General features: G+C 70.9%; 26 protein-coding genes. 5 read left to right on the top strand and 21 right to left on the bottom strand.

The genetic code is table 11. The features are described from left to right. From IF17_RS0132810 to IF17_RS0132730, 17 genes are all read right to left on the bottom strand, one after another. The coding region (locus tag IF17_RS0132810) for a lytic transglycosylase domain-containing protein (protein WP_030574081.1) at positions 1–1,039 on the bottom strand (1,039 nt) is incomplete at its 3' end. Positions 1,040–1,077: 38 nt separating this feature from the next. Next, entirely contained in the window at positions 1,078–1,815 is a 738-nt protein-coding gene (locus tag IF17_RS0132805; RefSeq protein ID WP_030574079.1) for a hypothetical protein, read from the bottom strand. 60 nt (positions 1,816–1,875) lie between these two features. Next, positions 1,876–2,406 (bottom strand): hypothetical protein, encoded by a 531-nt coding sequence (locus IF17_RS0132800; RefSeq protein ID WP_030574076.1) that lies wholly within the window; start codon positions 2,404–2,406, stop codon positions 1,876–1,878. A gap of 20 nt (positions 2,407–2,426) precedes the next feature. Further along, positions 2,427–3,020: a hypothetical protein gene (locus IF17_RS0132795; protein ID WP_030574073.1), complete on the bottom strand. Its 594-nt coding sequence runs from the start codon at positions 3,018–3,020 to the stop codon at positions 2,427–2,429. Beyond that, complete coding sequence (locus IF17_RS0132790; protein ID WP_030574070.1) at positions 3,017–3,538, bottom strand: hypothetical protein; 522 nt, start codon at positions 3,536–3,538, stop codon at positions 3,017–3,019. Before IF17_RS0132790 ends, IF17_RS0132795 begins: the two co-directional genes overlap by 4 nt. Continuing rightward, positions 3,535–4,818: an MCE family protein gene (locus IF17_RS0132785; RefSeq protein ID WP_030574067.1), complete on the bottom strand. Its 1,284-nt coding sequence runs from the start codon at positions 4,816–4,818 to the stop codon at positions 3,535–3,537. The genes IF17_RS0132790 and IF17_RS0132785 overlap by 4 nt, the downstream gene beginning before the upstream one ends. Continuing rightward, positions 4,815–6,026: an MCE family protein gene (locus tag IF17_RS0132780; RefSeq protein WP_030574064.1), complete on the bottom strand. Its 1,212-nt coding sequence runs from the start codon at positions 6,024–6,026 to the stop codon at positions 4,815–4,817. Before IF17_RS0132780 ends, IF17_RS0132785 begins: the two co-directional genes overlap by 4 nt. Next, a complete protein-coding gene (locus IF17_RS0132775; protein ID WP_030574061.1) occupies positions 6,023–7,174 on the bottom strand; it encodes an MCE family protein in 1,152 nt (383 codons plus the stop codon). The genes IF17_RS0132780 and IF17_RS0132775 overlap by 4 nt, the downstream gene beginning before the upstream one ends. 1 nt (position 7,175) lies before the next feature. Then, positions 7,176–8,192, bottom strand: coding sequence for an MCE family protein (locus IF17_RS0132770; RefSeq protein ID WP_030574049.1), 1,017 nt, complete (start codon positions 8,190–8,192; stop codon positions 7,176–7,178). Continuing rightward, a complete protein-coding gene (locus tag IF17_RS0132765; protein WP_030574045.1) occupies positions 8,189–9,220 on the bottom strand; it encodes an MCE family protein in 1,032 nt (343 codons plus the stop codon). Before IF17_RS0132765 ends, IF17_RS0132770 begins: the two co-directional genes overlap by 4 nt. Next, on the bottom strand, positions 9,217–10,500 hold the full coding sequence (locus tag IF17_RS0132760) for an MCE family protein (RefSeq protein ID WP_030574043.1): 1,284 nt from the start codon (positions 10,498–10,500) through the stop codon (positions 9,217–9,219). Before IF17_RS0132760 ends, IF17_RS0132765 begins: the two co-directional genes overlap by 4 nt. Continuing rightward, positions 10,500–11,303, bottom strand: a complete 804-nt coding sequence (locus IF17_RS0132755; RefSeq protein ID WP_030574040.1) for an MlaE family ABC transporter permease — start codon at positions 11,301–11,303, stop codon at positions 10,500–10,502. Before IF17_RS0132755 ends, IF17_RS0132760 begins: the two co-directional genes overlap by 1 nt. Positions 11,304–11,308: 5 nt before the next feature. Beyond that, entirely contained in the window at positions 11,309–12,178 is an 870-nt protein-coding gene (locus IF17_RS0132750; protein WP_030574037.1) for an MlaE family ABC transporter permease, read from the bottom strand. After that, positions 12,175–13,173 carry an ABC transporter ATP-binding protein gene (locus tag IF17_RS0132745; RefSeq protein ID WP_030574033.1) on the bottom strand — a complete coding sequence of 333 codons (999 nt, stop codon included), beginning with the start codon at positions 13,171–13,173 and terminating at the stop codon, positions 12,175–12,177. Before IF17_RS0132745 ends, IF17_RS0132750 begins: the two co-directional genes overlap by 4 nt. A gap of 128 nt (positions 13,174–13,301) precedes the next feature. After that, positions 13,302–14,831, bottom strand: coding sequence for a DUF6801 domain-containing protein (locus IF17_RS0132740; RefSeq protein ID WP_030574030.1), 1,530 nt, complete (start codon positions 14,829–14,831; stop codon positions 13,302–13,304). Positions 14,832–15,142: 311 nt separating this feature from the next. Beyond that, positions 15,143–15,799 (bottom strand): hypothetical protein, encoded by a 657-nt coding sequence (locus IF17_RS0132735; RefSeq protein WP_030574028.1) that lies wholly within the window; start codon positions 15,797–15,799, stop codon positions 15,143–15,145. Between the two features lie 202 nt (positions 15,800–16,001). Further along, positions 16,002–16,934 carry a hypothetical protein gene (locus tag IF17_RS0132730; RefSeq protein WP_030574027.1) on the bottom strand — a complete coding sequence of 311 codons (933 nt, stop codon included), beginning with the start codon at positions 16,932–16,934 and terminating at the stop codon, positions 16,002–16,004. A 642-nt stretch (positions 16,935–17,576) separates the two neighbouring features. Here IF17_RS0132730 and IF17_RS0132725 point away from each other — a divergent pair. The 4 genes from IF17_RS0132725 to IF17_RS0132710 all read left to right on the top strand — a co-directional run bounded on the left by IF17_RS0132725 (position 17,577) and on the right by IF17_RS0132710 (position 22,369). Next, positions 17,577–18,791, top strand: a complete 1,215-nt coding sequence (locus IF17_RS0132725) for a PucR-like N-terminal domain-containing protein (protein WP_030574024.1) — start codon at positions 17,577–17,579, stop codon at positions 18,789–18,791. A 201-nt stretch (positions 18,792–18,992) separates the two neighbouring features. Continuing rightward, complete coding sequence (locus IF17_RS0132720) at positions 18,993–19,256, top strand: hypothetical protein (protein ID WP_030574021.1); 264 nt, start codon at positions 18,993–18,995, stop codon at positions 19,254–19,256. A 116-nt stretch (positions 19,257–19,372) separates the two neighbouring features. Next, the gene (locus IF17_RS0132715; RefSeq protein WP_030574019.1) at positions 19,373–20,218 is read left to right on the top strand and encodes an ATP-grasp domain-containing protein; all 846 of its coding nucleotides are present in this window, start codon (positions 19,373–19,375) and stop codon (positions 20,216–20,218) included. Between the two features lie 57 nt (positions 20,219–20,275). Beyond that, the gene (locus tag IF17_RS0132710; protein WP_030574016.1) at positions 20,276–22,369 is read left to right on the top strand and encodes an MDR family MFS transporter; all 2,094 of its coding nucleotides are present in this window, start codon (positions 20,276–20,278) and stop codon (positions 22,367–22,369) included. Between the two features lie 9 nt (positions 22,370–22,378). Here IF17_RS0132710 and IF17_RS0132705 read toward each other — a convergent pair whose 3' ends face one another. The 3 genes from IF17_RS0132705 to IF17_RS0132695 form a co-directional block, all read right to left on the bottom strand. Beyond that, the gene (locus tag IF17_RS0132705; protein WP_030574013.1) at positions 22,379–22,969 is read right to left on the bottom strand and encodes a GNAT family N-acetyltransferase; all 591 of its coding nucleotides are present in this window, start codon (positions 22,967–22,969) and stop codon (positions 22,379–22,381) included. A 68-nt stretch (positions 22,970–23,037) separates the two neighbouring features. Continuing rightward, complete coding sequence (locus IF17_RS0132700) at positions 23,038–23,481, bottom strand: YchJ family protein (protein WP_030574010.1); 444 nt, start codon at positions 23,479–23,481, stop codon at positions 23,038–23,040. 80 nt (positions 23,482–23,561) lie between these two features. Continuing rightward, on the bottom strand, positions 23,562–24,563 hold the full coding sequence (locus IF17_RS0132695; protein ID WP_030574008.1) for a GlxA family transcriptional regulator: 1,002 nt from the start codon (positions 24,561–24,563) through the stop codon (positions 23,562–23,564). Between the two features lie 52 nt (positions 24,564–24,615). Here IF17_RS0132695 and IF17_RS0132690 point away from each other — a divergent pair, with 52 nt between their 5' ends. Continuing rightward, a complete protein-coding gene (locus IF17_RS0132690; RefSeq protein WP_030574005.1) occupies positions 24,616–25,071 on the top strand; it encodes a cupin domain-containing protein in 456 nt (151 codons plus the stop codon). On the opposite strand, the gene IF17_RS0132685 is transcribed toward IF17_RS0132690, so the two are convergent. Then, positions 25,044–25,853 carry an SAM-dependent methyltransferase gene (locus IF17_RS0132685; protein WP_030574002.1) on the bottom strand — a complete coding sequence of 270 codons (810 nt, stop codon included), beginning with the start codon at positions 25,851–25,853 and terminating at the stop codon, positions 25,044–25,046. The two genes, IF17_RS0132690 and IF17_RS0132685, sit on opposite strands and share 28 nt — an antisense overlap. Positions 25,854–25,874: the final 21 nt, after the last annotated feature.

The following is a 25,874-nucleotide window of genomic DNA, read 5'->3' as shown; positions in this document are numbered from 1 at the left end:
GGTCCGTCGGGCTCGGGGTGCCCGGTTCGGAGGGGCTGGGGCTCGGGGTGCCGCGCTTCGTGGGGCCGGGCGTGGGCTTGGGGGCGGGCGGGCGTGGGGGCTGCGGGCCGATGACGATGCCGCCGCCTCCCTTGTCGGGCTTCTCGGAGGGGCCGGAGCCGACGGGCGCCTTGGGCCGGTCGGTGCCGCCCGACCCTGGGCTGGTGGGGAGGACCCCCTGGCCGTCGGCCACCGGGTGGGTGCCCCGGCGGTAGAACTCCAGCCAGGACAGCACCGTACGCAGATAGACGTCGGACCGGTTGTAGCTGAGGATCGCCCGGTCCAGGTCGGCGCGGACGCCCAGGTCGCGGCCTCCGGCGCAGAGGTAGTGCCCGGCGGCGAGGGCGGCGTCGTAGATGTTGTCCGGGTCCTTGCGGCCGTCGCCGTTGCCGTCCATGGCCCAGTTCGCCCAGGTGGACGGGATGAACTGCATCGGCCCGACGGCCCGGTCGTACGTACGGTCGCCGTCGTGCACCCCGTTGTCGGTGTCCCGGATCAGTGCGAAGCCCACCCCGTCGAGGGCGGGCCCCAGGATCGGGGTCAGCGTCGTGCCCCGCGCGTCGACCCGGCCGCCCGCGGCCTGCCCGGACTCCACCTTGCCGATCGCCGCGAGCAGCTGCCACGGCAGCCGGCAGCCCGGGTCGCTGCGGCGTAAGGACCGCTCGGCATTCCGGTACGCGGCGAGCACGGTCGCCGGGATCCCGGCCTCGGACCGGGCCCGGGCGAACAGCGGGAGCGACGGTTCCACCGCGGCCCGGGGCGGCTTCAGCGGCGCGGGCGGCCGCGGGCTCTCCAGCGGCGGCAGCTCCGTGTGGTAGGAGTCGTCGCCCTCCACCTCGCTCCACACCACGTCGTCCGGGCCCGAGGCGGTCCGCTCCTCGCGCGACACCGCCACCGCGTCCCCGAAGCCGGGCGCCTGGGACGCGGTGAGCGCGGCCATCGCGGCGACCGCCGTGACCGTGCCGGTGAGCTGTCGGCGTACCGTGCCGGTGAACTTCATAGCTGGTCCCCTCTCCCCGGCTGCCCGGGCCTTGCGGTTCAGCGGGTGAACGTGTCGATGGCGGCGATCCGCCAGGTGTCCCCGCGACGGACGGCGTCCACGGCGAACATGGCCGCCGCGAAGGTGGTTTCCTCGTCCTTGCCGGTACGGGTGTTGCTCTGGTCGGCGAAGATCAGCAGCCGGGCTCGGTCGCCGTCCAGATACTCCACGCCGCTCGCGGTGACGGTCGTGGTGAGGACGAGCTTCTGCTGCGGCGCCTGGGCCCGTACCTCCGCGAGCATGTCCTTGTGCTGCTGGACGGCCCGGCCGGTCAGATGGGTCTTCGCGGCCCGGTCGGAGCGGGCGGGCGAGGCGTAGTCGTACGAGAACACGGCACCGACCGCCTCGCCGATCCGGCCCTTCACCTCGCTGGTGCGGGCGATGTCGGTGAGCGCGGTGTTCTGTCGCGCGGGCTCGTCGCGCAGGCTCGCGGCCGAGGTGAACGCCCAGGTGGCGAACGCCCCTAGGAGGACGGTGAGGGCGCAGAGGAGGACGGGGAGGCGGGAGCGGAGGCGCCGTTGTGGGGGTGTGGTCCCGTCCGACTCGGGTTCGGGCTCCTGGCCCTGCTCCGGCACCGTTTCCGGCTCCCGCAGGCCCGGTGGTGCGGTGGTCTCCTCCGTGGTCTCCTCCGTGGTCTCCGCCGCGGTCTCCTCATCCGAGACCGGGGCCACCGCCGCGCGCGATGGTGAAGTGGCCAGTCTGCGGCGGCGGTTGACCAGATGGCGGGTCGTCGACATGGGAGGGTCCTCTCGGATGCGGGGCGGGGCGGGTGCGGCAGCGGGGTTCGAGGCGCGGGTTCAGCCGGCCGTGGAGCCGACGGGGGCCTGGCCGAGCGCGCTGAGCTTCCACCCCTCGGAGGTCCGGGTGAGGGTGCCGAGCATCCGGCTCTCCTTCACCGCCGGGTCGCCCTTGGGTGCGGTGACGGTGACCCGCAGCGCCACCATCACCCCTGCCCGGCCCGCCCTTTCGTCAAGTTCGGTCACCGCGCCGGAGAGGACCTTCGCCGTGCTGACGGTCTTCGCCGCCACGATCTGCTTCGCGAACGCGTCCCGGCCGTCGACGAGTTGGCGGTGCAGATCGCCGGTGGTGGACTCCTCCCAGCTGTCCAGGCCCTTCTCCAGCGTGCGGTGGTCCAGGGTGTTCATGTTCTGGACCGCCTGCTCCCCCGCCGCCAGCGCGTCGTCCCGCGCCTGCGCGTAGGAGGCCGCGTCATCGTGGGCGGCGTCGTAGCGCTGCCAGCCGCCCCAGCCCGCCGCCCCGGCCGCGACGACGGCGAGCGCCGTCGCCGCGATCACCAGGGGGTTTCTCGTCTTCCCTGCCCGTGCCATGTGGTGCCTCTCCCCTGCCGTCATATGGAGCTGATCTCGACGATCCGCCAGCGTTCGCCCCGCAGTTCGGCGGTGACGGAGAGCTGGGCGGAAGCGGTCGTGGCGGGCCGGCCACGGCGTTCGTAGACCTGGTCGAGGAAGACCAGGATGTGGGCGCCGGTACCGGTCAGCCGGGTCACCCCGGCCCGTACGACGTGGGTGGTCAGAGTCAGCTTCTGGTCGGCGGCCTGCTTCTCGACCTGGCCGAACAGTGCGGCGTACTGCTGGAGGGCCTTGCCCGCGAGGACCTCCCGCGCCGCGTCCTTGGCGAGGGCGGTGGCGTCGGGGCCGTAACTGAAGATCCTGCCGAGCGCGTTGCTGACGTCGCCGGTGACCCGGGTGGTGGCCTCGGCGTCCGTGAGGGCGAGGTTTCCGGTGGCCGGGGTGTCGCGCAGCTCGCGCCCTTCGGCGAAGAGGAGCCCGCCGGTCGCGAGCAGGACGACGGCCAGGAGGGCGCCGAGGACGCGGGGCCACCGGGGGCGGCGACCGGGCTCATCGGCGCTTTCCGGTTCGGCGACGTCGAGGTGTTCCTCGTCCTCGACTTCCTTTCCCGCCAACGCTGTTCGTCCGCTCATCCGCCGTCTCCCGCCGCCATCGCCGTGAGCGCCTTGACCTTCCAGCCGTCGCCCGTGCGGGCGAGCGCGGCCGTGAAGCGTTTGCGCTGGGTGCCGGGGCTGCCCGTGCGCGGGGTGACCTCGACGTCCACGGTGGCGATCAGCTCCGCCGTGCCGGTGCGGTCGTCCAGGGCGGTGAGCGCCGCCGAGGTCACCTTGCCGTTGGCCGTGTCACCCGCCGTCGTGAGCGTCTTCGCGTCGGCTGCCGAGGTGCGCTTCAGCTGGTCGTGGAGCGGCCCGGTGGAGGAGTCGCGCCACGCCCGCAGCCCGGCGGAGACGCTGGTGGCGTCCTTGCCGTCCAGGCTGTTCAGCGTGGCGAGGTGGCGTTTCCCCTGGGCCAGGGCCGTATCGCGGGCCTTGGCGTAGGCGAGGGTGCGGTCGCCGCGCGCCTGGGCGTACGACCAGGCGCCGAGTCCGCAGACGAGGGCGGCGGCCAGCAGGACGGCCCAGCCGCCGAGGTGCCGGGTGCGGAGCGTCATGAGCCACCGCCTCCCAGTCCCAGGAGTCCGGCCATGCCGGGGGCGGGCGGAGCGGTACGGGGCGTGGTGCCGAGCGCGCCCGGGAGCCGGTCCTTCACGTCGGCGCCCGCACCCGCGCCCGCCCCCTCCCCCAGCAGCATCGAGCCGGGCTTGGCGGGTGCCGGGACCGGGCCGCCCTTCGGGGCATTGGCGCTGCCCCGGACGTTGATGCCCGTACCGGGAGAAGAGGCGCACCGGGCAGCGGAGTTGAGGGCGGGCGCGGGTGAGGTGTCGAGTCCGTTGCGGTAGGTCGTGGCGCCGTACCCGGAGGTGCAGGGCAGCGGTTCGAAGAAGGTGACCGACATGCCGAACCGGGCGCCGTCCTCGTCGACCGCGCTCGCTCCGGCCGCCACCACCGCGGGCAGCTTCACCAGCAGTTCCTCCAGGCCTCGTTGGCGGGTGACGGCGACCTCCGATGTGGTGAGCAGGTTGGCGACGACGACACCGAAGGCGGGATCGAGGTCACGCAGCAGGCCGCTGATCTGTACGGCCGCGTCCGGGGTGGTCGCGATCAGCCGCCGCAGGTCGCCGTCGGAACCCTTGAGTTCGGCGGCCAGTTCCTTGGCTCCGGAGGCGAACCCCTTGAGTGCCGCGCCCTGTTCGGCCTGGGTGCGCAGCACCGTCTCGCCGTCGGCCATCAGCCGGGTGGTCGTCGGCAGGGCCCGGTCGGCCGCGTCGATGAACTCGCCGCCGCTGTCCAGCAGCACCTGGAGGTCGTCGCCGCGCCCTTCGAAGGCGGTGCCGAACTCCTCGACGACCGTGCGCAGATGCTCCAGGTCGACCGAGCGCGCGAAGTCGTTGACGCTGGTGAGGACTTCGGTGGGCGGCGCCGGGAGGGTGGTGTCGGCCGCGTCGATCACCGAACCGTTGCCCAGGTAGGGGCCGTGCGAGCGGGTCGGGCGCAGGTCGACGTACTGCTCGCCGACCGCCGAGAGGTTGGCGACGACGGCCTTCAGGCCGTCCGGGATGGGCGGGGCGTCCTTCTCGATCCGCAGCTCGGCCTCCACCCCGTCGTCGGTCAGCTCGATGGGGCCGACCCGGCCGACCGAGACACCCCGGTAGGTGACGTTGGAGTGGGTGTAGAGGCCCCCTGTCTGCGGGAGTTGGACGGTGACCGTGTAGTAGCTGCGCAGCCCGACGTAGTGGCCGAGACCGGCGTACCGCACGCCGAGGTAGCCCAGGACCAGCACGGCGATCACGAGGAAGGCGATGTTCTTGAGCCGGATGGCGGGAGTGATCACGGGGTGCTCCCCTTCTCCGGTGCCTCGGGAACCGACGTACCCGAAACGGCCGGCAGCGGGAGCGGCAGCGCGTTCCGGGCCGCCGCCGCGCCCTCCGCGCCCTCGCCGGGCGGCTCGTGCGGCGGTGGCGGCAGGGTCGGGTCGTCCGGGGTGAGCGCCGGGATGATCCGGGTGCCGGGCGCGGCCGTCACGTCCAGGTAGACGTTCAGGTAGTCGCCCTTCACCCCGCGCAGCACCTCGTCCGTGAACGGGTAGGTCAGCGAGGCCTGGAGGGCGTCGGGAAGGTCCTTGCCGGAGTCGGCGAGCGCCTTCAGGGTCGGGGCGAGCGCCTTCAGGTCGGCGATCATGTCCGCCTTGCTCCTGTTGATCGTGTCGACGGCCACGGTGGAGAGGGTGTCCAGGGTGCGCAGCATGGTGAGCAGCGAGCCGCGCTGTTTCTCCAGGACCTTCAGTCCGGGGCTGAGCCCGGTGAGGACCGTTCCGACGTCCTGTTTACGGGTGGCGAGCGTGGCGGCGAGCCGGTTGACGCCGTCCAGGGCGCGGGTGATGTCGCCCTTGTTGGTGTCGAGGTTGGTGACGAGGGTGTCGACCCGGTTCAGCATCGAGCGGATCTGCGGTTCCTGGCCGGTGAGCGCTTTGTTCAGCTCGGTGGTGATGGTCTTGAGCTGGTTGATCCCGCCCCCGTTGAGCAGCATCGACAGGGCTCCGAAGACCTCTTCGACCTCCGGGTTGCGGTTCGTCCGGGTGAGCGGGATGCGGCCGCTCTCCGCCAGGGAGCCGCGCGCGGTGCCCTCGGCGGGCGGGGTGAGCTGGATGAACTTCTCGCCGAGGAGGCTGGACTGTTCGAGGCGGGCGTAGGCGTTGGCGGGGAGGTCGATGTCCCCGTTGACCCGCATGGTGACCTTGGCGCTCCAGCCGTCGGCGGCGAGGTCGATCCTGGTGACGCGCCCGACGGAGACGTCGTTGACCTTGACCGAGGACTGGGGTGCCAGGCTGAGGACGTCGCCGAACTCGGCAGTGATCTCGTACGGCTGGTCGCCGAGGTCGGCGCCGCCGGGCAGCGGGATCTGCTCGATGCCGGTGAAGACCGGGCCGTCGGTACGGACCACGACCAGGGCGAGCAGGGCGCCGGTGGCCAGCAGGGCCACCGCTCCGGTGGCCGCCCGGACGGCGGTACGCGTGCCGGTGGTGCGCGGGGAACCGCTCATCGTCCCGCCCCCTTCTTGTCGTCCGGCTTCGACTTCGGCTTCGGCTTCGCCGGCTGTTTCTCCGGGGTGCCGAAGACGGTCCCGACCTCCGGCAGCGGCAGGACGGGCAGCGCCTTCCGGCGGTTCGCGTCGACGGGGGCGAGCTCGGGCGGCGGGCCGGAGGCCGCGTCCGGGTCGACGAGGGGGCCGCCCATGGAGAGCTCGTTGAGGTTGGCCCGGCCGTTCAGGGTCCGGTTGGCCGGGTCGTACGCGTTCAGGACGTTGCCCGCCGCCAGCGGCAGCGTGTCCATCGCCTCGGCCAGCGAGGCACGTTGGTCGACCAGGGCCTGGGTGATGGGGACCAGGGCGTCCACGTTCTTCTTCAGTGCGCCCCGGTTCTTGGCGATGAACGTCTTGACCTGGCCGAGCGCGGCGCCCAGCTCCTTCAGTGCCGCGCTGAGGTTCTTCTTGTCGTCCGCGAGGAACGAGGTGACCGAGTTGAGCTGCTGCTCGGCGGTGCGGACCTCGCTGTCGTTCTCCTTGAGCATGGTGGTGAAGGACTGGAGGTAGGCGAGGGTGTCGAACAGGTCGCCGCTGCTCCTGTCGAGCGTCTTGGCGGCCTTGCCGAACTGTTCGACGGAGTCCCCGATGGCCTTTCCGTTGCCGTCCATGTTCTTCGCCCCGGTCTCCAGGAGCCGGGCCAGCGCCCCGTCGGCGTTGGCGCCGTTCGGGCCGAGGGCCGTGGTGATCTCGGTGATGGAGGCGTACAGCTGGTCGACTTCCACGGGGGTGGCGTTGCGAGCGGCGGGGAGCTGGGCACCGTCCGCGAGGAGCGGTCCGCCGTCGTACGCGGGGGCGAGCTGGATGTACCGGTCGGCGACGAGGCTGGGGGCGACGACGACCGCGTGGGCGTCCTTGGGCACCTTGACACCCTCGTCCAGGCGGAGGACGACCTTCACCTCCCTGCCCCGGGGGGTGACGGATTCGACCGTGCCGACCGGAACTCCGAGGATGCGCAGGTCGGACCCGGGGTAGACGCCGGTCGCCCGTTCGAAGTAGGCGGTGACGGTGGTCCGGGAGTCCTCCTGCACCGCGCTGACTCCGGTGGTGGCGGCGACGGCGACGACCGCGAGTCCGGCGCCGATGCCGATGATGCGTGTACGTCTCATGTCAGCGGCCGCCTTGCTTCGGTGGCATGCATCCCGTCGCCGGGGGTGTGCCGACGGGGAGGTAGTTCGGGGGCACGACTCCGCAGGCGTACGTGTCGAACCAGCGGCCGTTGCCCAGGGTGTTGCCGACGAGCCGGCTGTACGAGCCGGTCAGGGCGAGCACCTTGTCCAGGCTCTTGCGGTTCTTCGCGAGGACGGCGGTGACCCGGCCGAGGGAGGCCAGGGTCGGCCCGAGCTGCTGGTCGTTGTCCTCGACGAGGCCGGTGAGCTGGGTGCCGAGGCTGCGGGTGCCGGTGAGCAGCAGGTGGATGGCGTCGCGGCGGGCCTGGAGTTCGCCGAGCAGCAGGTTGCCGTCCTCCAGGAGGGTCTCGAAGCTGCTCTTCTTCCCGGCGAGGGTCTTCGTGAGGCGTTTGCTGCCCTGGAGGAGCGTTGCCAGTTGGGCGTCGCGCTGGGAGACCGTACGGGAGAGGGCGGAGAGCCCTTCCGCCGCGCTGCGGACGTGGGGCGGGGAGTCCTTGAAGGTGGCGGAGATGGTCTCGAAGCTCTTGGCGAGCTGTTCGGTGTCGATCTCCTCGATGGTCTCGCCGAGCCCGTCGAACGCCTGGGTGACGTCGTACGGGGAGGTCGTGCGGCTCGCGGTGATGCGGGAGCCGGGGTCCTGCGGGGCGTTGCCGAGGGGGTCGACGGCAAGGTACTTCTCGCCGAGGAGGGTCTTGAGGGCGATGCCCACGGTGGAGGCGTTGCCGATCCAGGCGTCCTTCACCTTGAAGTCCACCTTCACGCGGGGCCCGTCGAGGGAGACCCCGGTGACCTCGCCGACCTTGACTCCGGCGATGCGCACCTCGTCGCCGTCGGAGAGCCCGGCGGATTCGGTGAAGTCGGCGCTGTACGTCGTACCGCCGCCGATGAAGGGCAGGGAGTCGGCGCGCCAGGCGGCGAGGGCCAGCAGCGTGAGGACGAGGAGTCCGACGAGGGAGACGGCGACCGGGTTGCGTTCCCGGATGGGGGTGAGGCTCATGCCAGGCACCTCGGCTGGGTGATGGCGATGCCGGTGGGGGGCGTGGAGCCGTCGTCGGTGGCCACCCCGCCGACCTTGGCCTCGCAGAGGTAGAGGTTGAGCCAGGAGCCGTAGGAGGTGAGGCGGCTGATCGCCTCCATCTTGGCCGGGGTCTTGTCGAGGAAGTTCTCGATCTGGGGCGTCCCCTTGTCCAACTGGTCGCTCAACCCTCCCAGTTGGCGGATGTTCTCCTTGAGGGGCTTCCGGCCGTCCTGGAAGAGGTCCGCGGTGACCGTGGTCAGCGCACCCATCGCGGTGACGGCCTCACCGAGCGGTTTGCGGTCGCCGGAGAAGCCGGAGACGAGCTTCTCCAGGGTGACGACGAGGTCGTCGAATCCGGCCTCCCGGTCGTTGACCGTCTTGAGGACCGTGTTGAGGTTCTTGATCACCTCACCGATCACCTTGTCCTTGGAGGCGACGGTGCTGGTCAGCGAGCCGACGTGGCGCAGGATGGAGTCGACGGTGCCGCCCTCGCCCTGGAGGACCTGAACGATGGAGCCGGCGAGCTGGTTGACGTCCGGCGGGGACAGGCCTTCGAAGAGGGGCTGGAAGCCGTTGAAGAGCTGGGTGAGGTCGAGGGCCGGGGTGGTGCGGGAGAGCGGAATGGTGGCCCCGGCCGCGAAGGTCCGGCCGACCGGCCCGGCGCCCCGGTCCAGGTCGACATAGCGCTGGCCGACCATGTTGAGGTACTTGATGGAGGCCGTCACCGAGGCGGGCAGCGTACGCCCCTTCCGTACGCCGAAGGTGACCTCGGCGACCCTGCGGTCCGCGACCCGTACGGACTCGACCTGGCCGACCTTCACCCCGGCGATACGGACGCTGTCGCCGGGGATGAGCCCGGTGGCGTCGGTGAACCGCGCCTTGTACGTGGTGGTGTCGCCCACGCCCGTGTTGGCGATGGAGAGCCCGAGGACGGTGGTGGCGAGGACGGTCACCAGGACGAAGACGAGGGACTTGGTGAGCGGTCCCGCGAGGGAGCGGCGTTTCACTTGAGCTTCACCTCCGCACCGCGGAAGGCCGGACCGATGAGCACGCTGCTCCAGTCGGGCAAGGTCTGCGGCTGGACTTTCAGTGAGGGGGCGACCAGCTCGTTGACGAGCTGGGACTCCTGGGGCGAGTTGGGCAGGCCGAGCGCGGTGTCCGGGGTGGCGGGGGGCGGTGCGGTGACATCGGTGGCCCGGCGGTTGTCGGCGGTCGGGGCGCCGCCCTTGCCGACGTACGGCACCGCGTAGCAGCGAGGTCCGCCGGTGGCGCTGTAGACCGGGGTGTCCTTGCCGGGGACGTACTTCCCCTGGGAGGGAACGGACTTGACGCTCACGTGCAGGCCCGGCTCGTTCGTTCCCTTGCCGAGCGCCTTGTCCATGGCGGGCACGAAGCCGGCGACCGTACGCAACGTGCAGGGGAACGAGTCGGCGTACCGGGCGAGGAGTTCGAGCGTGGGGCGGCCGGAGGAGGAGAGCCGGATGAGGTTCTCCTTGTTCTCCCGCAGGAAGGAGGTCACATCGCGCGCGGAGGCGGTGGTGGTGCCGTGCAACGCGGCGAGCTGGGACTCCTGTTCGGCGAGGGTGCCGCTCGTGGTGGTGGCGTCGGTGAGGGCGTCGAGGACGTCCGGGGCCGCGTCGGCGTAGAGCGTGCTCACCTTGACGAGCTGCTTGATGTCCTCGTTGAGCGTCGGGAGTTGGGGGTTGAACTTCTTCAGGTGGGCGTCCAGCGTGGTCAGCGTCTCGCCCAGCTTCTCGCCGCGTCCTTCGAGGGCGGTGGAGACAGCGCTCAGGGTGGCGGAGAGCTTCTCCGGCTTGACGGCCGTGAGCAGCGGCAGGACGTTGTTCAGCACCTCCTCCAGCTCGATGGCGTTGCTGGAGCGGTCCTGCGGGATCACCGCGCCGGCACTCAGGGTGCGCGTGGAGGGGGTGCGGGGCGGGACGAGGGCGACGAACCGCTGGCCGAAGAGGGTGGTGGGGAGCATCTGGGCGGTGACGTCGGCGGGGATCCGGTCGAGCTGGTCCGGGTCGATGGCCAGGGTGAGGTGGGCCCCCTCGCCGTCGGTGGCGATGGACCTGACCTGCCCGATGACGACGCCGCGCAGCTTCACATCGGCGTTGTCGTGCATCTCGTTGCCGACCGGGCCCGTGCGGACGGTGACGGTGGCGTCGTCGGTGAAGTCCTTGTCGTACACCGATACCGCCACCCACACCAGGACTGCGGGGACCAGCAGGAAGGCTACGCCCGCGACTCTGCGGCGGACGGTCTTCGCTCCACGTGGACTCATCAGCCGGCCACCTTCACCGTCGTCGTGGCGCCCCAGATGGCGAGCGAGAGGAAGAAGTCGGTGACGCTGATGAGCACGATCGCGTTGCGCACCGACCGGCCCACGGCCACGCCCACTCCGGCGGGGCCGCCGGTGGCGTGGAAGCCGTAGTAGCAGTGGGCGAGGATCACCAGCACGCTGAAGATCAGCACCTTGAGCACCGACAGCAGCACGTCGTCCGGGGAGAGGAAGAGATTGAAGTAGTGGTCGTAGGTGCCCGCCGACTGCCCGTTGAAGAAGATGGTGATGTAGCGGGAGGCGACGTACGAGGAGAGCAGCCCGATCGCGTACAGCGGGATGATCGCCACGACCCCGGCGATGATCCGGGTGGTGACGAGGTAGGGCATGGAGCGCACGCCCATCGCCTCCAGGGCGTCGACCTCCTCGTTGATGCGCATCGCGCCGAGCTGGGCGGTGAAGCCCGCGCCGACGGTGGCGGAGAGGGCGAGCCCGGCGACCAGGGGGGCGATCTCCCGGGTGTTGAAGTAGGCGGAGATGAACCCGGTGAACGCCGAGGTGCCGATCTGGTCGAGGGCCGCGTACCCCTGGAGGCCGACGACCGTGCCGGTGAAGAGGGTCATCGCGACCATCACGCCGATGGTGCCGCCGATGACACCGAGGCCGCCGCTGCCGAAGGCGACCTCGGCCAGCAGCCGCTGCACCTCCTTGAGGTAGCGGCGCAGGGTGCGCGGGATCCAGACCAGGGCCCGTACGTAGAAGGTGAGTTGGTCGCCCGATCGGTCGAGCCAGCTGAGCATCGCCATCCGTCTCAGCCGCCCTTCGCGGGGACGATCTGGAGGTAGATCGCCGTGAGGACCATGTTCACGAAGAACAGGAGCATGAAGGTGATGACGACGGACTGGTTGACCGCGTCGCCGACGCCCTTGGGGCCGCCGCGCGGGTTGAGGCCGCGGTGGGCGGCGACGATGCCCGCGATGAAACCGAAGATCAGGGCCTTGAACTCGCTGACGTACAGGTCGGGCAGTTGGGCGAGGGCGGAGAAGCTGGCGAGGTAGGCGCCCGGGGTGCCGTCCTGCATGATCACGTTGAAGAAGTAGCCGCCGAGCGTGCCGACCACGGAGATCAGGCCGTTGAGCAGGACGGCGACGAGCATGGTGGCGAGGACCCGGGGGACGACGAGGCGCTGGATGGGCGAGACGCCCATGACCTCCATCGCGTCCAGCTCCTCGCGGATCTTGCGGGAGCCGAGGTCGGCGCAGATCGCGGAGCCCGCGGCGCCGGAGATGAGCAGCGCCACGATGATCGGGCTGGCCTGCTGGATCACCGCGAGGACGCTGGCGCCGCCGGTGAAGGACTGGGCGCCGAGCTGCTGGGTGAGCGAGCCGACCTGGAGGGCGATGACCGCGCCGAACGGGATGGAGACGAGAGCGGCGGGCAGGATCGTGACGCTGGCGACGAACCAGAACTGCTCGATGAACTCGCGTAACTGGAAGGGCCTGCGGAAGATGGCGCGGCCCACGGCGATCCCGAGCGCGAACAGCTTCCCGGTCTCCCGGAGCGGGGCGAGCAGCCGGCTGGGGCGCCGCTGTACGGGGGCCTTGGACTCGGAGGCCCTGGAGAGGACCGGTAAGGGCTTCCCGGGCGGCTCGGGCGGCCGCACCGGCATCGGGGCGGTCACGCTCGCGCACCCCCCGCGGCCGGGGCGTAGCTGTTGAGGATGGCCGTACGGGCGGCCTCCGGCAGCTGGCCCATCATCGCCATGACCCGCTCACGGCGGCGCAGCGCCCCCTGGCGTACGGGCATGCCGGGCGAGGGCTCCAGCTGCGGGACGACGGTCCGGGGTGCGGCGATCGTGGCCGTGTTGCCGAAGGAGTCGTTACGTTGCTGCTCGGCGGCGAGGGTGGCGGCGTCCTTCTCCTCGGACATCCCGATGGGGCCCTCGCGGCGTCCGGCGAGGAACTGCGAGACGACCGGGGTGTCGCTGGTGAGGAGCACCTCGCGCGGCCCGAAGGTGACGAGGTTGCGGCAGAACAGCATCCCCATGTTGTCGGGGACGGTCGCCGCGATGTCGAGGTTGTGGGTGACGATCAGCATCGTCGCGTCGATCTGCGCGTTCAGGTCGATCAGGAGCTGCGAGAGGTAGGCGGTGCGCACCGGGTCGAGTCCGGAGTCCGGTTCGTCGCAGAGGATGATCTGCGGGTCCAGGACGAGGGCGCGGGCGAGGCCGGCGCGTTTGCGCATGCCGCCGGATATCTCGCCGGGGAGCTTCCCCTCGGCGCCGAGCAGTCCGACGATGTCGATCCGCTCCATGACGATGCGGCGGATCTCGGATTCCTTCTTGCGGGTGTGTTCGCGCAGCGGGAAGGCGATGTTGTCGAAGAGGGACATCGAGCCGAAGAGGGCCCCGTCCTGGAACATGAGGCCGAAGAGCTTCCGCGTCTCCATGATGTCGCGCTCGGAGCTGTTCACCATGTCGACGCCGTTGATGAGGACGCGGCCCTGTTCCGGCTTCAGCAGTCCGATGATGGATTTCAGGAACACGGTCTTCCCGGTGCCGGAAGGGCCGAGCATGACACTCACTTCACCGGCGGGCAGGGTGAGGCTGACGTCCTGCCAGATGTTCTGCTTGCCGAAGGACTTCGTCAGGCCCTCGACGACTACTTCGATTCCCATCGGCCCTCCTTCGAAGTGGTGGTGACTTCTGTCATCTGTCGGCGCTCCGACTGTCGGAAGTGAGTGAGAGGAGTGGTGCGCGCTTTCTGGTCACCTGGTGACGGATTCGGTCACCGCTCGGGCTTTGGTCACCGCTCGGGCTTCGGCACCTTCGGCGGGCAGTCCGGCCCGTCCGGGTTCGTCGCCACGCAGAGCGGGGCCTGCGTCATCTTGGTGTAGTTGTCGGCCTTCTTGCCGACGCTGGAGATGGCCGAGGTGAAGAGCGGGTCGAGGTTCTCGCCGACACCGCACCCCTTGAACGGCGGGATGTGCGCGTAGCCGGTCAGATTCCCGCCGGTCGCCACGAGGTAGCCGGCCGGTGGATAGCTCTGGCCGTACCCCTTGAGGACCTGCTCGAAGGGCCGTTCGGTGCGGCAGTCCGGGCCCACGTCCAGCGGTACGCCGTTCACCTTCACGTCGTACAGGCGCATGGAGAGCTGGGCGGTGACCGTCGATTCCTCGGGGTAGGTCGGGGTGTTGGTGACCGTGTGAGTCTGCACGACGGCCGGCGGTCCGACCTGCTCCAGGACCATCGTGGCGGTCGTCGGCATGAACCCGTAGCTGAGGAAGGTCGCCTTCGTGGGCGGGAGCTGTCGTTTGCCCTCGTACTCGAACTCCACCTCGGAGGTGACGTCGACGGTAGAGGCGCAGGAGTCGTTGATGTACCGCTTGTTGAGGACGACCTTCATGAACGCGGGTCCGAGCGCCGCCGCTCCGTCCAGCTTGACGGCGTTGGCGTATCCGGCGGCGTACGTCTCCGCGGTGGTCATCACCCACTCGGGCGGGATCTCGATGGGGCAGCTTCCGGGGTCCGCGTCGTCGAGGGCTTCGAGCCGCGCCTCGGTGAGGTCGTCGATCCTGCGGTGGGCGTCCGGGTCGAGGCCGGGGGCCGGGCGGTCCGGCTTCGCGGGGGGTTCGGCGGCGTCGTCCTCCCCGGGGACCGGGGTGTCCGGGGCGTCCGGCGTGGGTGCGGGGGTGGTCGGGCCGGCGCTGTCGCGGACGGTGATCCGGGCGAGCGGGCGCTCCTCGTCGTCGGCCCTCTCGCAGACGACGGTGAGCTCCGGGGGCGTGGTCGGGGCGCCGTCCTCGGTGAAGGAGGCGAGGGTGAGGCTGAGGGCGGCCGGGGCGATCGTCGCGCGTCCGGGGCTGCCGAACGCGACGGTGGGGACGTCGCCGGTGGCAGCGAGCACCACGCCGTCCTCGCCCTCACCTTCCGGCGGCAGCGTGACCGCGGGGGCTTCGAGCTGCTGCCAGGAGGCGTCGGCGGTGTGCTCGCCGACGGTGTTGCGTACGGTCAGCTCGGCGACGGCCGACAGCGTGGCCGCCTCCACTGCGGTGAACTGGGCGAGCGCGGATCGCGCCAGGCTCACGTCGACGGAGACGTCCCCGGGGCGGATCGTCTCCGCCGTCCGGGCCGAGACGGGCAGTACCGCCTTGACTGCGACCTCCACCTCTTCCGGGCCGGAGGGGAACTGGCAGGTATAGGGAAGGGTGACCTCGGAGGTCTGATCGGCCGCCACCGATTCGGCGCTCGGAATGAGCGCGGTGGCGACGACGAGCGCCCCGCCCAGGGCGAGATGAAGGGGGCGTCTCGCCGCGGCGCGTACATCGACGGTCATGCGGATGGTGTCCTTCCGGCGCGCGCGGGCCCATCGGTTCGATGGCCGCCACATGGGGTCCATTTCTCGGCAACGGCCTTTCGGGCGGACGCGGAATGATCCTCCTACCGACCGGTACGCTACGCACTCCTTCGGCCGCCTGGGAAGAGCCGGGAATTCCGAGTTTTCACCCGGCGCGGTTCTTTGGCAGGCAATGACAATTCCGGCCCGCGGAGTTGTCGGCGAGTGAGTGGAAAAGCGCGGTGGTGCCCGGCCGCCGAGGGCGCACGGCCGGGCACCACACTCACGTACTGCGCATCAGGGGCGGTGGATCAGCCGCTGATGACCGGGGACTTGCCGGTGGCCGTGTTCTTGATGGTGTAGAGGCCCTGGAAGCTGGCGGTGGTGCCGACGATGCCGCAGCCGCCGCCGACCTTGTTGGCGATGGCCAGCGTGAGACCGCCGCCCGCCGTGTTCAGCGTGCCGTTGCTCCCACCTGCGCTCGGGTTGTTGTACTTGGCCGCCACCTTGCCGGTGACGTCGAAGGTGCACGGGCCCAGCAGGCTGCTCCCGGTCACCTTCGCCTTGATCGTCCTGATCTCACCGGTCACCTGGCCGGTGGAGTTGGTGCCGGCACCCGCCGTGTAGTCGAGACCCCAGATCTGCCACGGAGGCGTGGTGGTCACGGTCCACGTCGAGCTGAACGGCCCGGTGCAGGGCGAGTTGAACGAGATCGCCGAGATGGACGCGAGCTGCGCCGGGGAGCCGGCCACCGGGGACGTGGGGGCCGAGCCCGACGCGGCGGAGGTCGCACACTGGATCTTGTTGCCGTTGTTGTCGGTCAGGACGGTCACGCCGGCGCTGCCGGTGAAGGCGCCGGTCGGCGTGATGGTCCAGCTGGTCGGGGCGGCGATGGCCGACGGAGCGGCAAGCGCGACGGATGCCACGGCGGCACCTATCGCGGTCAGTACACCGGATCGCTTGATCATGGAATGACTCCCTTTTCTTGTCCCGTTGGGGATACGAGTGGACGCGCGCCCGGGAAATCCGGGCGGCACGCTTCGAACTGGACTGGAGAAGGCGCGGCTATTCTTTTCGGTCCGCCTTCACCGAGGAGCGGTCGGGCGGCTTTCGCACCACCTCCTTATGCCGGTTCTGCAAGGCCCTCGGGGGAATGGAGGGCGTCGGCCGCTACCGCTTCGCGGAGTGCCAGAATTCCGACAGCTTCCGGCCCTCGTTCGGCGCCAGGCCGGCCGGGTCGTAGGGGCTGCCGAAGTAGGTCGAGGTGTTGTTGAGCTTCACGCCGTTCTTCCCGGCGGCCGACGGAAGACCGGTCTTGAGGTTCACCGCCCAGTCCAGGAGACCGGCTCCGCAGCCGCTCGCCCCCGGGACGGCGAACGTGGCGTCGCCCTGGTCGGCGCCGGCGAAGGTGTAGCGGCCCATCTCACCCTCGTCGTCCGGGGTTCCGTCGGCCGCGAACCGCTGGAGCGACAGGGTCGGCGCGTTCAGGTTCTGCGGCTTCAGGAGCACGGGGTTGGCGGTGGTGCCGATGTAGCACTTGTCGCCGAGGAACGGGTTCTTCAGGTGGATGCGGACCGGCAGGGTGAGGATGGGCTCGCCGGTGGAGAAGGCCGCCACCATGTTGAAGTCCCGCGGCGCACCGGCCGGTTCGATCGTGGCCGTGATCCGGTTGAGGTTGTTGTCCGTCAGCTGGCGGCAGATCGCGGAGACGAAGGGGATGGCACTGGGGCACATCAGCCCGAGCAGCCCTCCGGGGACCTGGGCCGGGTCGGCGGTGAGCGCGCCCTCGGGGGGCGCCACCAGGGTGGTGGTGCCGTTGCTGTGCTGGATGACGCCGAGCTGCAGATCGCTGTTGCCGGTGGGGACCTGGCTCTTGCCGAGGGTGATGGAGCCGGTGACCGAGCTCGACGAGATACAGGTGGCGATATTCGTGATGCCGTCCGCCGCGAGCATGGCGGGCGCGTCCACCGGGCAGCGGTCGAACGGCGCCCAGTCGCCGTTGAGTTCGGTCGCCGCGGCGGCCGAACCGGTGGAGAGCACGGCGCTGAAGGCGGTGAATGCCGCGAGCAGCCCTATGCGGGTGCGGTTGGAAACGGATCTCATGTCGTCCCCTCTTTCGGCCGCCGGGTTGCGGCCTCGTGCGCGAAGTTGACCGGTTCTCCGACGCATGCCCGCACCACGACGCATTCGTCGGCGGTGATGGAGCCGCGGGGTGGACCCGGGGGAGGAAGATCTGAGCGTCAAATTTCGGGCAGATTTCATGTCCGAATTGAACGAAGCGTGATGTTACTCGCGGGAAACACAGCCACACAATCCGTCCGGCCAAGAATTTTTGCGCGGCCCTGTTTTTGATCCGTAAATGAGTAACCGGGGGTCACCCCCTTATCAAGGAATGCGCATCCGGCGGCGCCGGAATACCGGCCGGCCGCCGGAACCGGCCCCCCGCGCCGGGCCGGGAACGGCCCCGGACGACGCCACGGGCCTGGTAGCGGCTCTTGTCACCGCCGGAGCATGCGGCCGAAATTCATTGTCCGAAAGCGCGCAGTACCGTCCGACCTGCGCGTAAGTCGCACCGCATGGACACGATGCGTGCCCCCTGCACCCCGATCTTGTCCAAGTGGTGTGCAGTGCCTGTTCCGTGGTCTATCTTCGTCGCGGACTTGGTACACACCTGTCGGTTCGTGGGAGCGCTTTCCCCCACCGTCTCACCCCACCACCGGGCGCCGAGAGCAGAGGGGACATGGCATGGCACACCTCATACAGCCGTTGGACACCGATGACCCCCTGGGGCCGCTCCCCCAGGAATTCGCCGCGATCATGCGGCCCGAACTCCCCAGCCTCATCAAGGAAATCGGCGTGGAGGTCACCCGCGCCTATCCGGAATACGCCCGGCTGCTGGACGGCCCGAACGGCCAGGCCATCCGGGTGGGCGTCGAGCAGAGCCTCGCCTCCTTCGTCGACCTGGTGGCCGAGCCCACCACCCCCACCACGCTTCGGGACGACATGTGCCGGCGGTTCGGGCGGTTCGAGGCGTACGAGGGGCGGACGATGGACACCCTCCAGGGCGCCTACCGGCTCGGCGCGCGGGTGGCGCTGCGGCGGGCCAAGAAGGTGGGCCAGAGCTACCACCTCTCCCCCACCCTGATGCTCAGCTTCGCCGACGCGCTCTTCGCCTATGTCGACGAACTGGAATCGCTCTCCCGCGAGGGCTTCCTGGAGGTCCAGTCGCAGTCCGGGGAGCAGAGCGAGGCGCTGCGCCGGCGTCTGCTCCACCTCATCCTCGCCGGGCGCCCCGCCCCCCGCAGCGCCATCGCCGACCTCTGCGAGCAGACCGGCTGGGCGCTGCCCGACGAGGTCACCCTGGTCGCCGTCCGCGCCCCGGCCGCCCTCGACCGGCTCAGCGCCGACCGGGACCTCCTCCTCGATCTCAGCGACCCCCAGCCGCACTTACTCGTCCCCGGCCCCCTGAACGACGCGCGAAGATCCATGCTGGAACAGGCCCTCCCCGCCGGCCACGCGGCGATCGGGCTGACCGTCCCGACCGCCCTGGCCTGCGACTCGATCCGCTGGGCCCGCCGGGTGCTGGAGCTCGTCGACTCCGGCGTGATCGACGACGCCCCGCTGATCCGCTGCGAGGACCACCTCATCACCCTGTGGCTGCTCTCCGACCCCGCCCTGCTCGACCAGCTCGCCCAGCGGGAACTGGCCGCCGTGGCGGGGATCAGCAACACCCGCCGTGAGCGGCTGATCGAGACACTGCGGATCTGGCTCGACACCCGGGGCACGGCGGCCCAGATGGGCGAACTGCTCGATGTGCACCCGCAGACCGTGCGCTACCGCATGCGCAGCCTGGAGACCATCTTCGGTGATCAACTCGTCGACCCGGAAAGCCGTTTCGCGACGGAGGCCGTGCTCCGCGCCCTGCGGCTGCGCGCCCGCTCGGCCGGCACATCCCCCTGATCCGGATCATGTTTGGCGCGACAGGTCAACTTACCCGTGCGTAAGGCGAAATAGACGGTCAGTCCCAAACGGTTGCGACACGGAGACGTATCCGACGAGAAACCCGGAACCGCGTCCCGTACACAAGGAGGGGTCTGCCGCTCATCCGGCGGCAGCACCCACGTACCGCCTCCTGGCCAACCATCCGAGAGGGAACGCCCCATGACCGCCTCGCACCTCCTCGTCCCCGTGCCGATCCCGGACCGGGTCGCCGCGCTGATCGGCTCGTGCATCCCGCCGCACATCCTGGAGGCGGAGTTCGAGGCCGACTGCGCGGCCCGCGAGGTCCGCAGGTTCCGGGGGCCCCGGCTGGGCATCGAGGACCAGGCCGACCGCGAACAGGCCCTCGCCGAGCTGGCGCGCGCCAACAAGGTGCTGGCCGCTCACCACCCCCGGCTGGCGGTGGGTCCCGGCTCGTTCTCCTGACCTGACACGGGCGCGGCGGGCCGGGGTCCGGTGGCGGAGCGGGGCCCGGCGGGGACCTGGGCGGGGCCGTCAGGGATAGTGAGCGTCCGCTCCCTCACGCTCACCCCGGAGAAGCCATGACCGCCCCCGTCGGCCCCCGCCCCGCCCTCCTCCTCGTCACCGATCTCACCTACGAGGCGCGCGGGCGGCGTTACTGCGACGAGGACATCTTCCTGGCAGCCCGGCTGCGCGAGGCGTTCGACGTCGCGCTCTGCCACCCCCGGGACGCGGCCGCGCTGCTGGACCGCTTCGATCTCGTCCTCGTACGCAACAGCGGGCCCGTCCTGCACTACCAGGAGGCGTACGACGCGTTCCGCGCGCGGGCACTGGAGCTGGGCGTGCCGGTCTACAACCCGCTGGACGGGCGGGGGGACATGGCGGGCAAGGGGTATCTGGTGGAGCTGAGCCGGGCCGGGTTCCCGGTGATCCCCACGGTGGACCGGGCGGCGGATCTGGGGCTGCTGCCCGAGGCCGGGGTGTACGCGGTCAAGCCGAAGCTGGGGGCGGACTCGGTGGGGCTGCGGTTCGTCGGCGGGGCGGAGGTCGCGGGCGAGCTGGAGCGGGAGGCCGAGGGCGTGCTGCTCGTGCAGCCCCGGGTCGACTTCCGCCACGAGGTGTCCTTCTACTTCGTCGACCACGACTTCCAGTACGCGCTGTACGCGCCGGACCCGGAGCGGCGGTGGGTGCTGGAGCCGTACGCGGCCGACGCGGCGGACCTGGCGTTCGCACGGCGCTTCATCGAGTGGAACGCGCTCGGCCACGGCATCCAGCGGGTCGACGCCTGCCGTACGGAGGAGGGCGAGCTGCTCCTCGTGGAGCTGGAGGACCTCAATCCGTACCTCTCGCTGGACCGGGTGGACGAGGAGCTCCGGGAGGCGTTCATCGCGCGGCTGAAGGCGTCGGTCGCCTCGCTGATCGGCTGACGCCCATCCGGACTGTCCCCGCATGCGGGCGGCGGGGGCCGGTGTGAGGGTGCAGACGTGACCACTGCCAGCGAGCAAGCCCCCGCCGAGCAGAGTTCCGCCGCGCCGCCGCCCGTCATCGACCGGCGGCGACGCAACATCATCTTCGCCACCATCGTGCTCGGCATGCTGCTGGCGGCGCTGGACCAGACGATCGTGGGCACGGCCCTGCCGACGATCGTCTCGGACCTGGGCGGCGGCGAACACATGACGTGGGTGGTGACCGCGTATCTGCTCGCCGAGACGGTCGCCACCGTCCTGGTCGGCAAGTTCGGTGACCTGTTCGGGCGGAAGCTGGTCTTCCAGATCTCCACGGTCATCTTCATCACCGGCTCGTTCCTCTGCGGTCTCGCCGGGGACATGGTGATGCTGATCATCTGGCGCGGTATGCAGGGCATCGGCGCGGGCGGGATCATGGTCACGTCGATGGCGCTGATCGCGGATGTGATCCCGCTGCGCGAGCGGGGCAAGTACCAGGGTGCGATCGGGGCGGTCTTCGGTATCTCGACGGTGATCGGGCCGCTGCTCGGCGGACTCTTCACGGACCATCTGACCTGGCGCTGGGCGTTCTACGTCAACGTGCCGATCGCGATCGTGGTGGTGATCGCCGCCGCCCGGAACATCCCGTCGGTGAAGGGCGTGGGGCGGCCGGTCATCGACTACGCCGGCATCGCGCTGGTCGCCGCCGGGGCGAGCGCGCTGATCCTCGCGACGAGCTGGGGCGGGAACGAGTACGCCTGGGGCTCACCTGTGATCATCGGGCTGTTCCTCGCCGGGATCGTCGCCCTGGCGCTGTTCCACCGGGTGGAGCTGCGGGCGGAGGAGCCGATGCTGCCCATGCGGCTGTTCCGGAACCCGGTGTTCACCGTCTGCTCGATCCTCAGCTTCATCGTGGGCTTCGCGATGCTGGGCTCGATCATCTTCGTGCCGACCTACCTCCAGTACGTGGACGGGGACTCGGCGACGCTCTCGGGTGTGCGGACCCTGCCCCTGGTCGCCGGTCTGCTGGCCGCCTCGATCTTCAGCGGCAACGTGGTCAGCAAGACGGGCCGCTACCGTGTCTTCCCCATCGTCGGGACGCTGGTCATGGCGGCCGGGCTCTTCCTCCTCTCCCGGATGGGGCCGGAGAGCGGGGTGTGGCTGGAGTCCCTGTACATGGTGGTGCTGGGGCTCGGGATCGGCCTGGCCATGCAGGTGCTGACGATCGCCGTGCAGAACACCGTCGACTACGCGGACCTGGGTACGGCGACCTCGGGCGTGACCTTCTTCCGTACGCTCGGCAGCGCCTTCGGCACGGCCGTGTTCGGGACGATCTACGCCAACGCGCTGACGCCGAACCTCACCGACGGGATCGCCCAGGCGGTGGCGGCCGGCGGCGACCCGGCGGTCCTGGCCCGGGCGTCGGAGAGCCCGCAGGCCTTGCACGCGCTGCCCGCCGCCCAGGTGGAGCCGCTGGCCCAGGCGTACGCGCAGACGCTGCACACCGTGTTCCTCTGGACGGTTCCGGTGGCGCTGATCGGCTTCGTCGTCGCGCTGTTCCTCAAGGAGGTGAAGCTGCGGGACTCGGCCCGGCTCGCGTCCACGGACATGGGCGAGGGCTTCGCCCAGCCCGGCAGCGGCGACTCCGAGAAGCTCCTGGAGATCTCGGTGGCCGCGATCCTGCACGGCGCCGGACCGGACACGGCCCGGCGGATCGTCACCGGGTCCGACACCCGGCTGGACATGGCGGGAGCCTGGGCGGTGATGCAGGTGGACCTCTTCACCCGGATGGTCGGCCATGCGGGGCTGCGGCTGATCGCGGCCCGGCACCGGCTGCCGCCGGAGGTGCTGGTCCCCGTCTTCGACCGGATGATCGAGGAGGGCTATCTCAGCGGGGACGGCCGCCTCTTCTCCCATACGGCGGCGGGCCGGCGCGAGGCGGCCGTGATCTCCGACGCCTGGGGCCGCTGGCTCAACGAGCGGCTCGCGGAGGACGGGGCCCGGCCGGACGACGCGCGGCTCCGCATCGCCGTGGACGTGATCGCGAAGCGGCTCCTGGCGGAGGACCTGACCCAGGAGCTGTCCCCGGCGCCCCACCCGGGCGGCTCCACCCGGGTGGGGGCCCCGGCCTGATCCCTCGGGTCAGACGTGGTCCCAGGCCCGGGGGCGGGTCTGCGCCTCCCACTCCGTACGGAGCAGGGCGAGGAGCGCGCTGTCGTGGCGGCGGCCCCGGTGCAGGCAGGAGGACCGGCGTACGCCCTCCTGTGTGAACCCGGCCCTCTTCAGGGTGGCGAGAGCTGCCGCGTTCCCGGTGTGGGTGACGGCTTCCACGCGGTGCAGGGGCAGTTCGCCGAAGGCCAGGTCGGTCAGGGCGGCGAGCGCGTCGGCGCCGTACCCGTTGGAGCGGTGCTCGGGGGCGAGCAGGAGACAGGCCTCGGCGGTGCCGTCGACGAAGTCCTCGTCGGTGAGGGCTATGTGGCCGATGGGGGTGTCGTCCGGGAGCAGGATGAGGAAGTCGTCGCGGGTGCGGTCCTCGACGTAGGAGACGAGCCGCTCGTGGAGCTCGTGGAGCGGTCCGGGCCACACGCCGATCTCCTGGGCGGCGACCGGGTCGGCGCGCCAGTGCTGGATCAGCTCGGCGTCGTCCGGCTCCATGGGGGTGAAGGCCAGGTGCTCGCCGCGCCAGAACCGTTGCCGCCCGGCGTACGGCGCTTCGGCTTCGTCCTCGTTCATACGCGGATCGTACGGGGCCTTCCGCCCTGGTGGGAAAGGGTTTACGGGGTCGTACCGCCGGCCCGGTCTCAGTCGACGAAGACCGCCGTCGCGTAGACCCAGGCGCCCTCGTGGCGGACGAAGCGGCTGTGCTCGTGGAGGGAGTCGGGGCGCCCGTCGTCGGTGTAGTGGGCGCGGAAGGTGACGGTCCCCGTGGTGTGGAAGGCGGTGCCCTCGGTGGTCTCCAGGATCTCCAGCCCCGTCCACCGCATCGCGGGGTCGAAGTCGACGCCCGGCGGCCGGGTCTCGGGGTGCCAGGTGCGCAGGAGGTACGCCGCGTCCTGGACGGCGAAGGCCGCGTACCGGGAGCGCATCAGGGCCTCGCAGGTCGGGGCTGCGGCGCTGCCGGAGTGGAAGCGGCCGCAGCACTCCCCGTACGTCGCGGTCAGGCCGCAGGGGCAGGGCGAGGCGGGGGTGATGCGCGGGGCCTGCGGGGCGGCGGGCTGCCGGGGGCGGGAGGTGCGTCGTGACATGGGTCCATTGTGGCCTGGGCGTACGGGGCCGGTGCCCCGCCCCGTCCGCTCGCCCTCCTGCCGCTGGACGCCCCGTCCCCTCAGCGCCCCGCCGCGAACCGGCTGCGGTACTCCGTGGGCGTCAGCCCCGTACGGCGGCGGAGTTGCGTCCGCAGGTTGGTCGCCGTGCCGAGGCCGCAGGTGCGGGCGATCACGTCGAGACGGTCCTCGCCGCGCTCCATGAGGCGGCAGGCCAGGGTGGTCCGCTGCTCGGTCAGCCAGGCCAGCGGGGTGGTGCCGAGCTGGGCCCGGAAGCGGCGGTGGAGGGTGGCGGGGCTGACGGCCGCGCGGGCGGCGAGCGCGGACACGTCCAGGCCCTCGGTCAGGTGCTCGGCGGCCCAGTCCAGGAGCGGGGCGAGCGAGGCGTCGGCGACCTCGGGCAGCGGGTGCTCGATGAACTGGCGCTGACCGCCGTCCCGGTGCGCCGGGTGGACCAGTCGCCTGCTGACGGCCGCCGCGATCTCGGCCCCGTGGTCGGCGCGGACGAGGTGGAGTGAGGTGTCCAGGGCGGCTGCGCTGCCCGCCGCGGTGATCACCTGTCCGTCGTCGACGAAGAGCACGTCGGGCCGGAGGTCCACCTGCGGGTACCGGGCGGTGAACGCCTCCGCCCAGCGCCAGTGCGTGGTGGCGCGCCGGCCGTCCAGAACGCCTGCGGCGGCGAGTGTGAACGTCCCGGTGCAGAAGCTGACCAGCCGGGCGCCGCGCTCGGCGGCGCGCCGGATCGCCGCCAGGACCTCCGGCCCGGCGTCCTCCAGCGGGTCGGGCCGGTTGGGGACGATGACGGTGTCGGCGCGGTCCACGGCGTCGAGCCCGCGGACGCCGGAGAGCTGGAAGAAGCCCGCGTGCATCCGGACCGTGGGGGTGGGCGAGCAGAGCGCGAAGTCGTACCAGTCCACGGGCAGCTCGGGGCGGCGCAGGCCGAAGAGCTCGGTCGCCACGCCCATTTCGAAGGGGTTCGAGCCGGCCGACACGATCATGACGACCCGGTGCGCGTTCCGGTGGGAGCTCCGGTGCGGGGTCCGGTGCGAGGATTCTTTCGCCATATGCGATTCGTAGCACTCACGGGTGCTGCGGTCCAGTGCCGACCATGGGCACATGACCACGGACACGGCACGACCTGCCACCGAACCCATCCTGATCGACGATGCCCTCGGCTCCTTCGACGCGCTGTGGAGCCCGCACATCATGACCCGCGTCAACGACTACGACGTACGCGTCGCCAAGGTCCACGGCGAGCACGTCTGGCATGTGCACGAGAACACGGACGAGTTCTTCCTGGTGGTGGAGGGCGAGCTGGACATCGCCCTGCGCGACGGGGACGGGCCGGAGGACGAGCGGACCGTGACGCTCCCCCGGGGCGCGGTCTTCGTCGTGCCGCGTGGGACCTGGCACCGCCCGTACGCGGCGGACGGTGCCTCCCTGCTGCTCTTCGAGCCCTCCGGTACGTCGACGGTGGGCGACGCCCACGACCCCGTACCGGACCATGTGGACGCGACGACGGGCCACGCGCTCACGGACCGGCTTCAGGGCTTGCGCGCGACTCCCGCGTAGCCCGGGATCGGCTCGTCACCCGGTACGTCGATGACCTCGCCGAGCTCCGGCCGCCAGTCGGCGGAGAGCGAGACGCCCGGCTCGACGAGCTCCAGGCCGTCGAAGAAGGCGGTGAGCTCGGCGCGCGAGCGGGGGCGCAGGGTCATCCCGCGCTCCTTGTACATGGCCCGTGCCTGCGCGGCGCCCTCCGGGTTGAAGTCGCCGGTGGTGTGCGAGAGCACCAGATAGCTGCCGGAGGGGAGCTGGTCGACGAGCTTGTCGACCAGCTCGGCCGCGCCGTCCTCGTCGTCGATGAAGTGCAGCAGGGCCAGCAGGGAGAGCGCGATCGGCTTCTCGAAGTCCAGGACCTTGCCGGCCGCGGCCAGGATGGTCTCGGGCTTGCGGGCGTCGGCCTGGATGTACTCGGTGGCGCCCTCGGGGGTGGAGCGCAGCAGGGCCGCCGCGTGGGCGAGGACGATCGGGTCGTTGTCGCAGTAGACGATCCGCGCGTCGGGCGCGGTCTGCTGGGCGACCTGGTGGAGGTTCGGCTCGGTGGGTATACCGGTGCCGATGTCCAGGAACTGGCGTACGCCCCTCTCGGCGAGCCAGCGGGTGGCCCGGTGCATGAAGGCGCGGTTGACCCGGGCCATGTCCCGCCCCCGGGCGTCCAGTTGGAGCAGCTGGCGGGCCATCTGCTCGTCGACCGGGTAGTTGTCCTTGCCGCCGAGGAACCAGTCGTACATCCGGGCGGGATGCGGCTTGCTCGTGTCGATCTCGATGGCCTGAGGGTCTTGCCCGGTCATGGCGCACTCCGTGGATAGGGG

The sequence above is a fragment of the Streptomyces cyaneofuscatus genome (assembly GCF_000718135.1).
GTDB classification, from domain to species: domain Bacteria; phylum Actinomycetota; class Actinomycetes; order Streptomycetales; family Streptomycetaceae; genus Streptomyces; species Streptomyces cyaneofuscatus.
The sequence above is the reverse complement of the archived record's forward strand: the minus strand, read 5'-3'. Positions and strand labels throughout refer to the sequence as shown.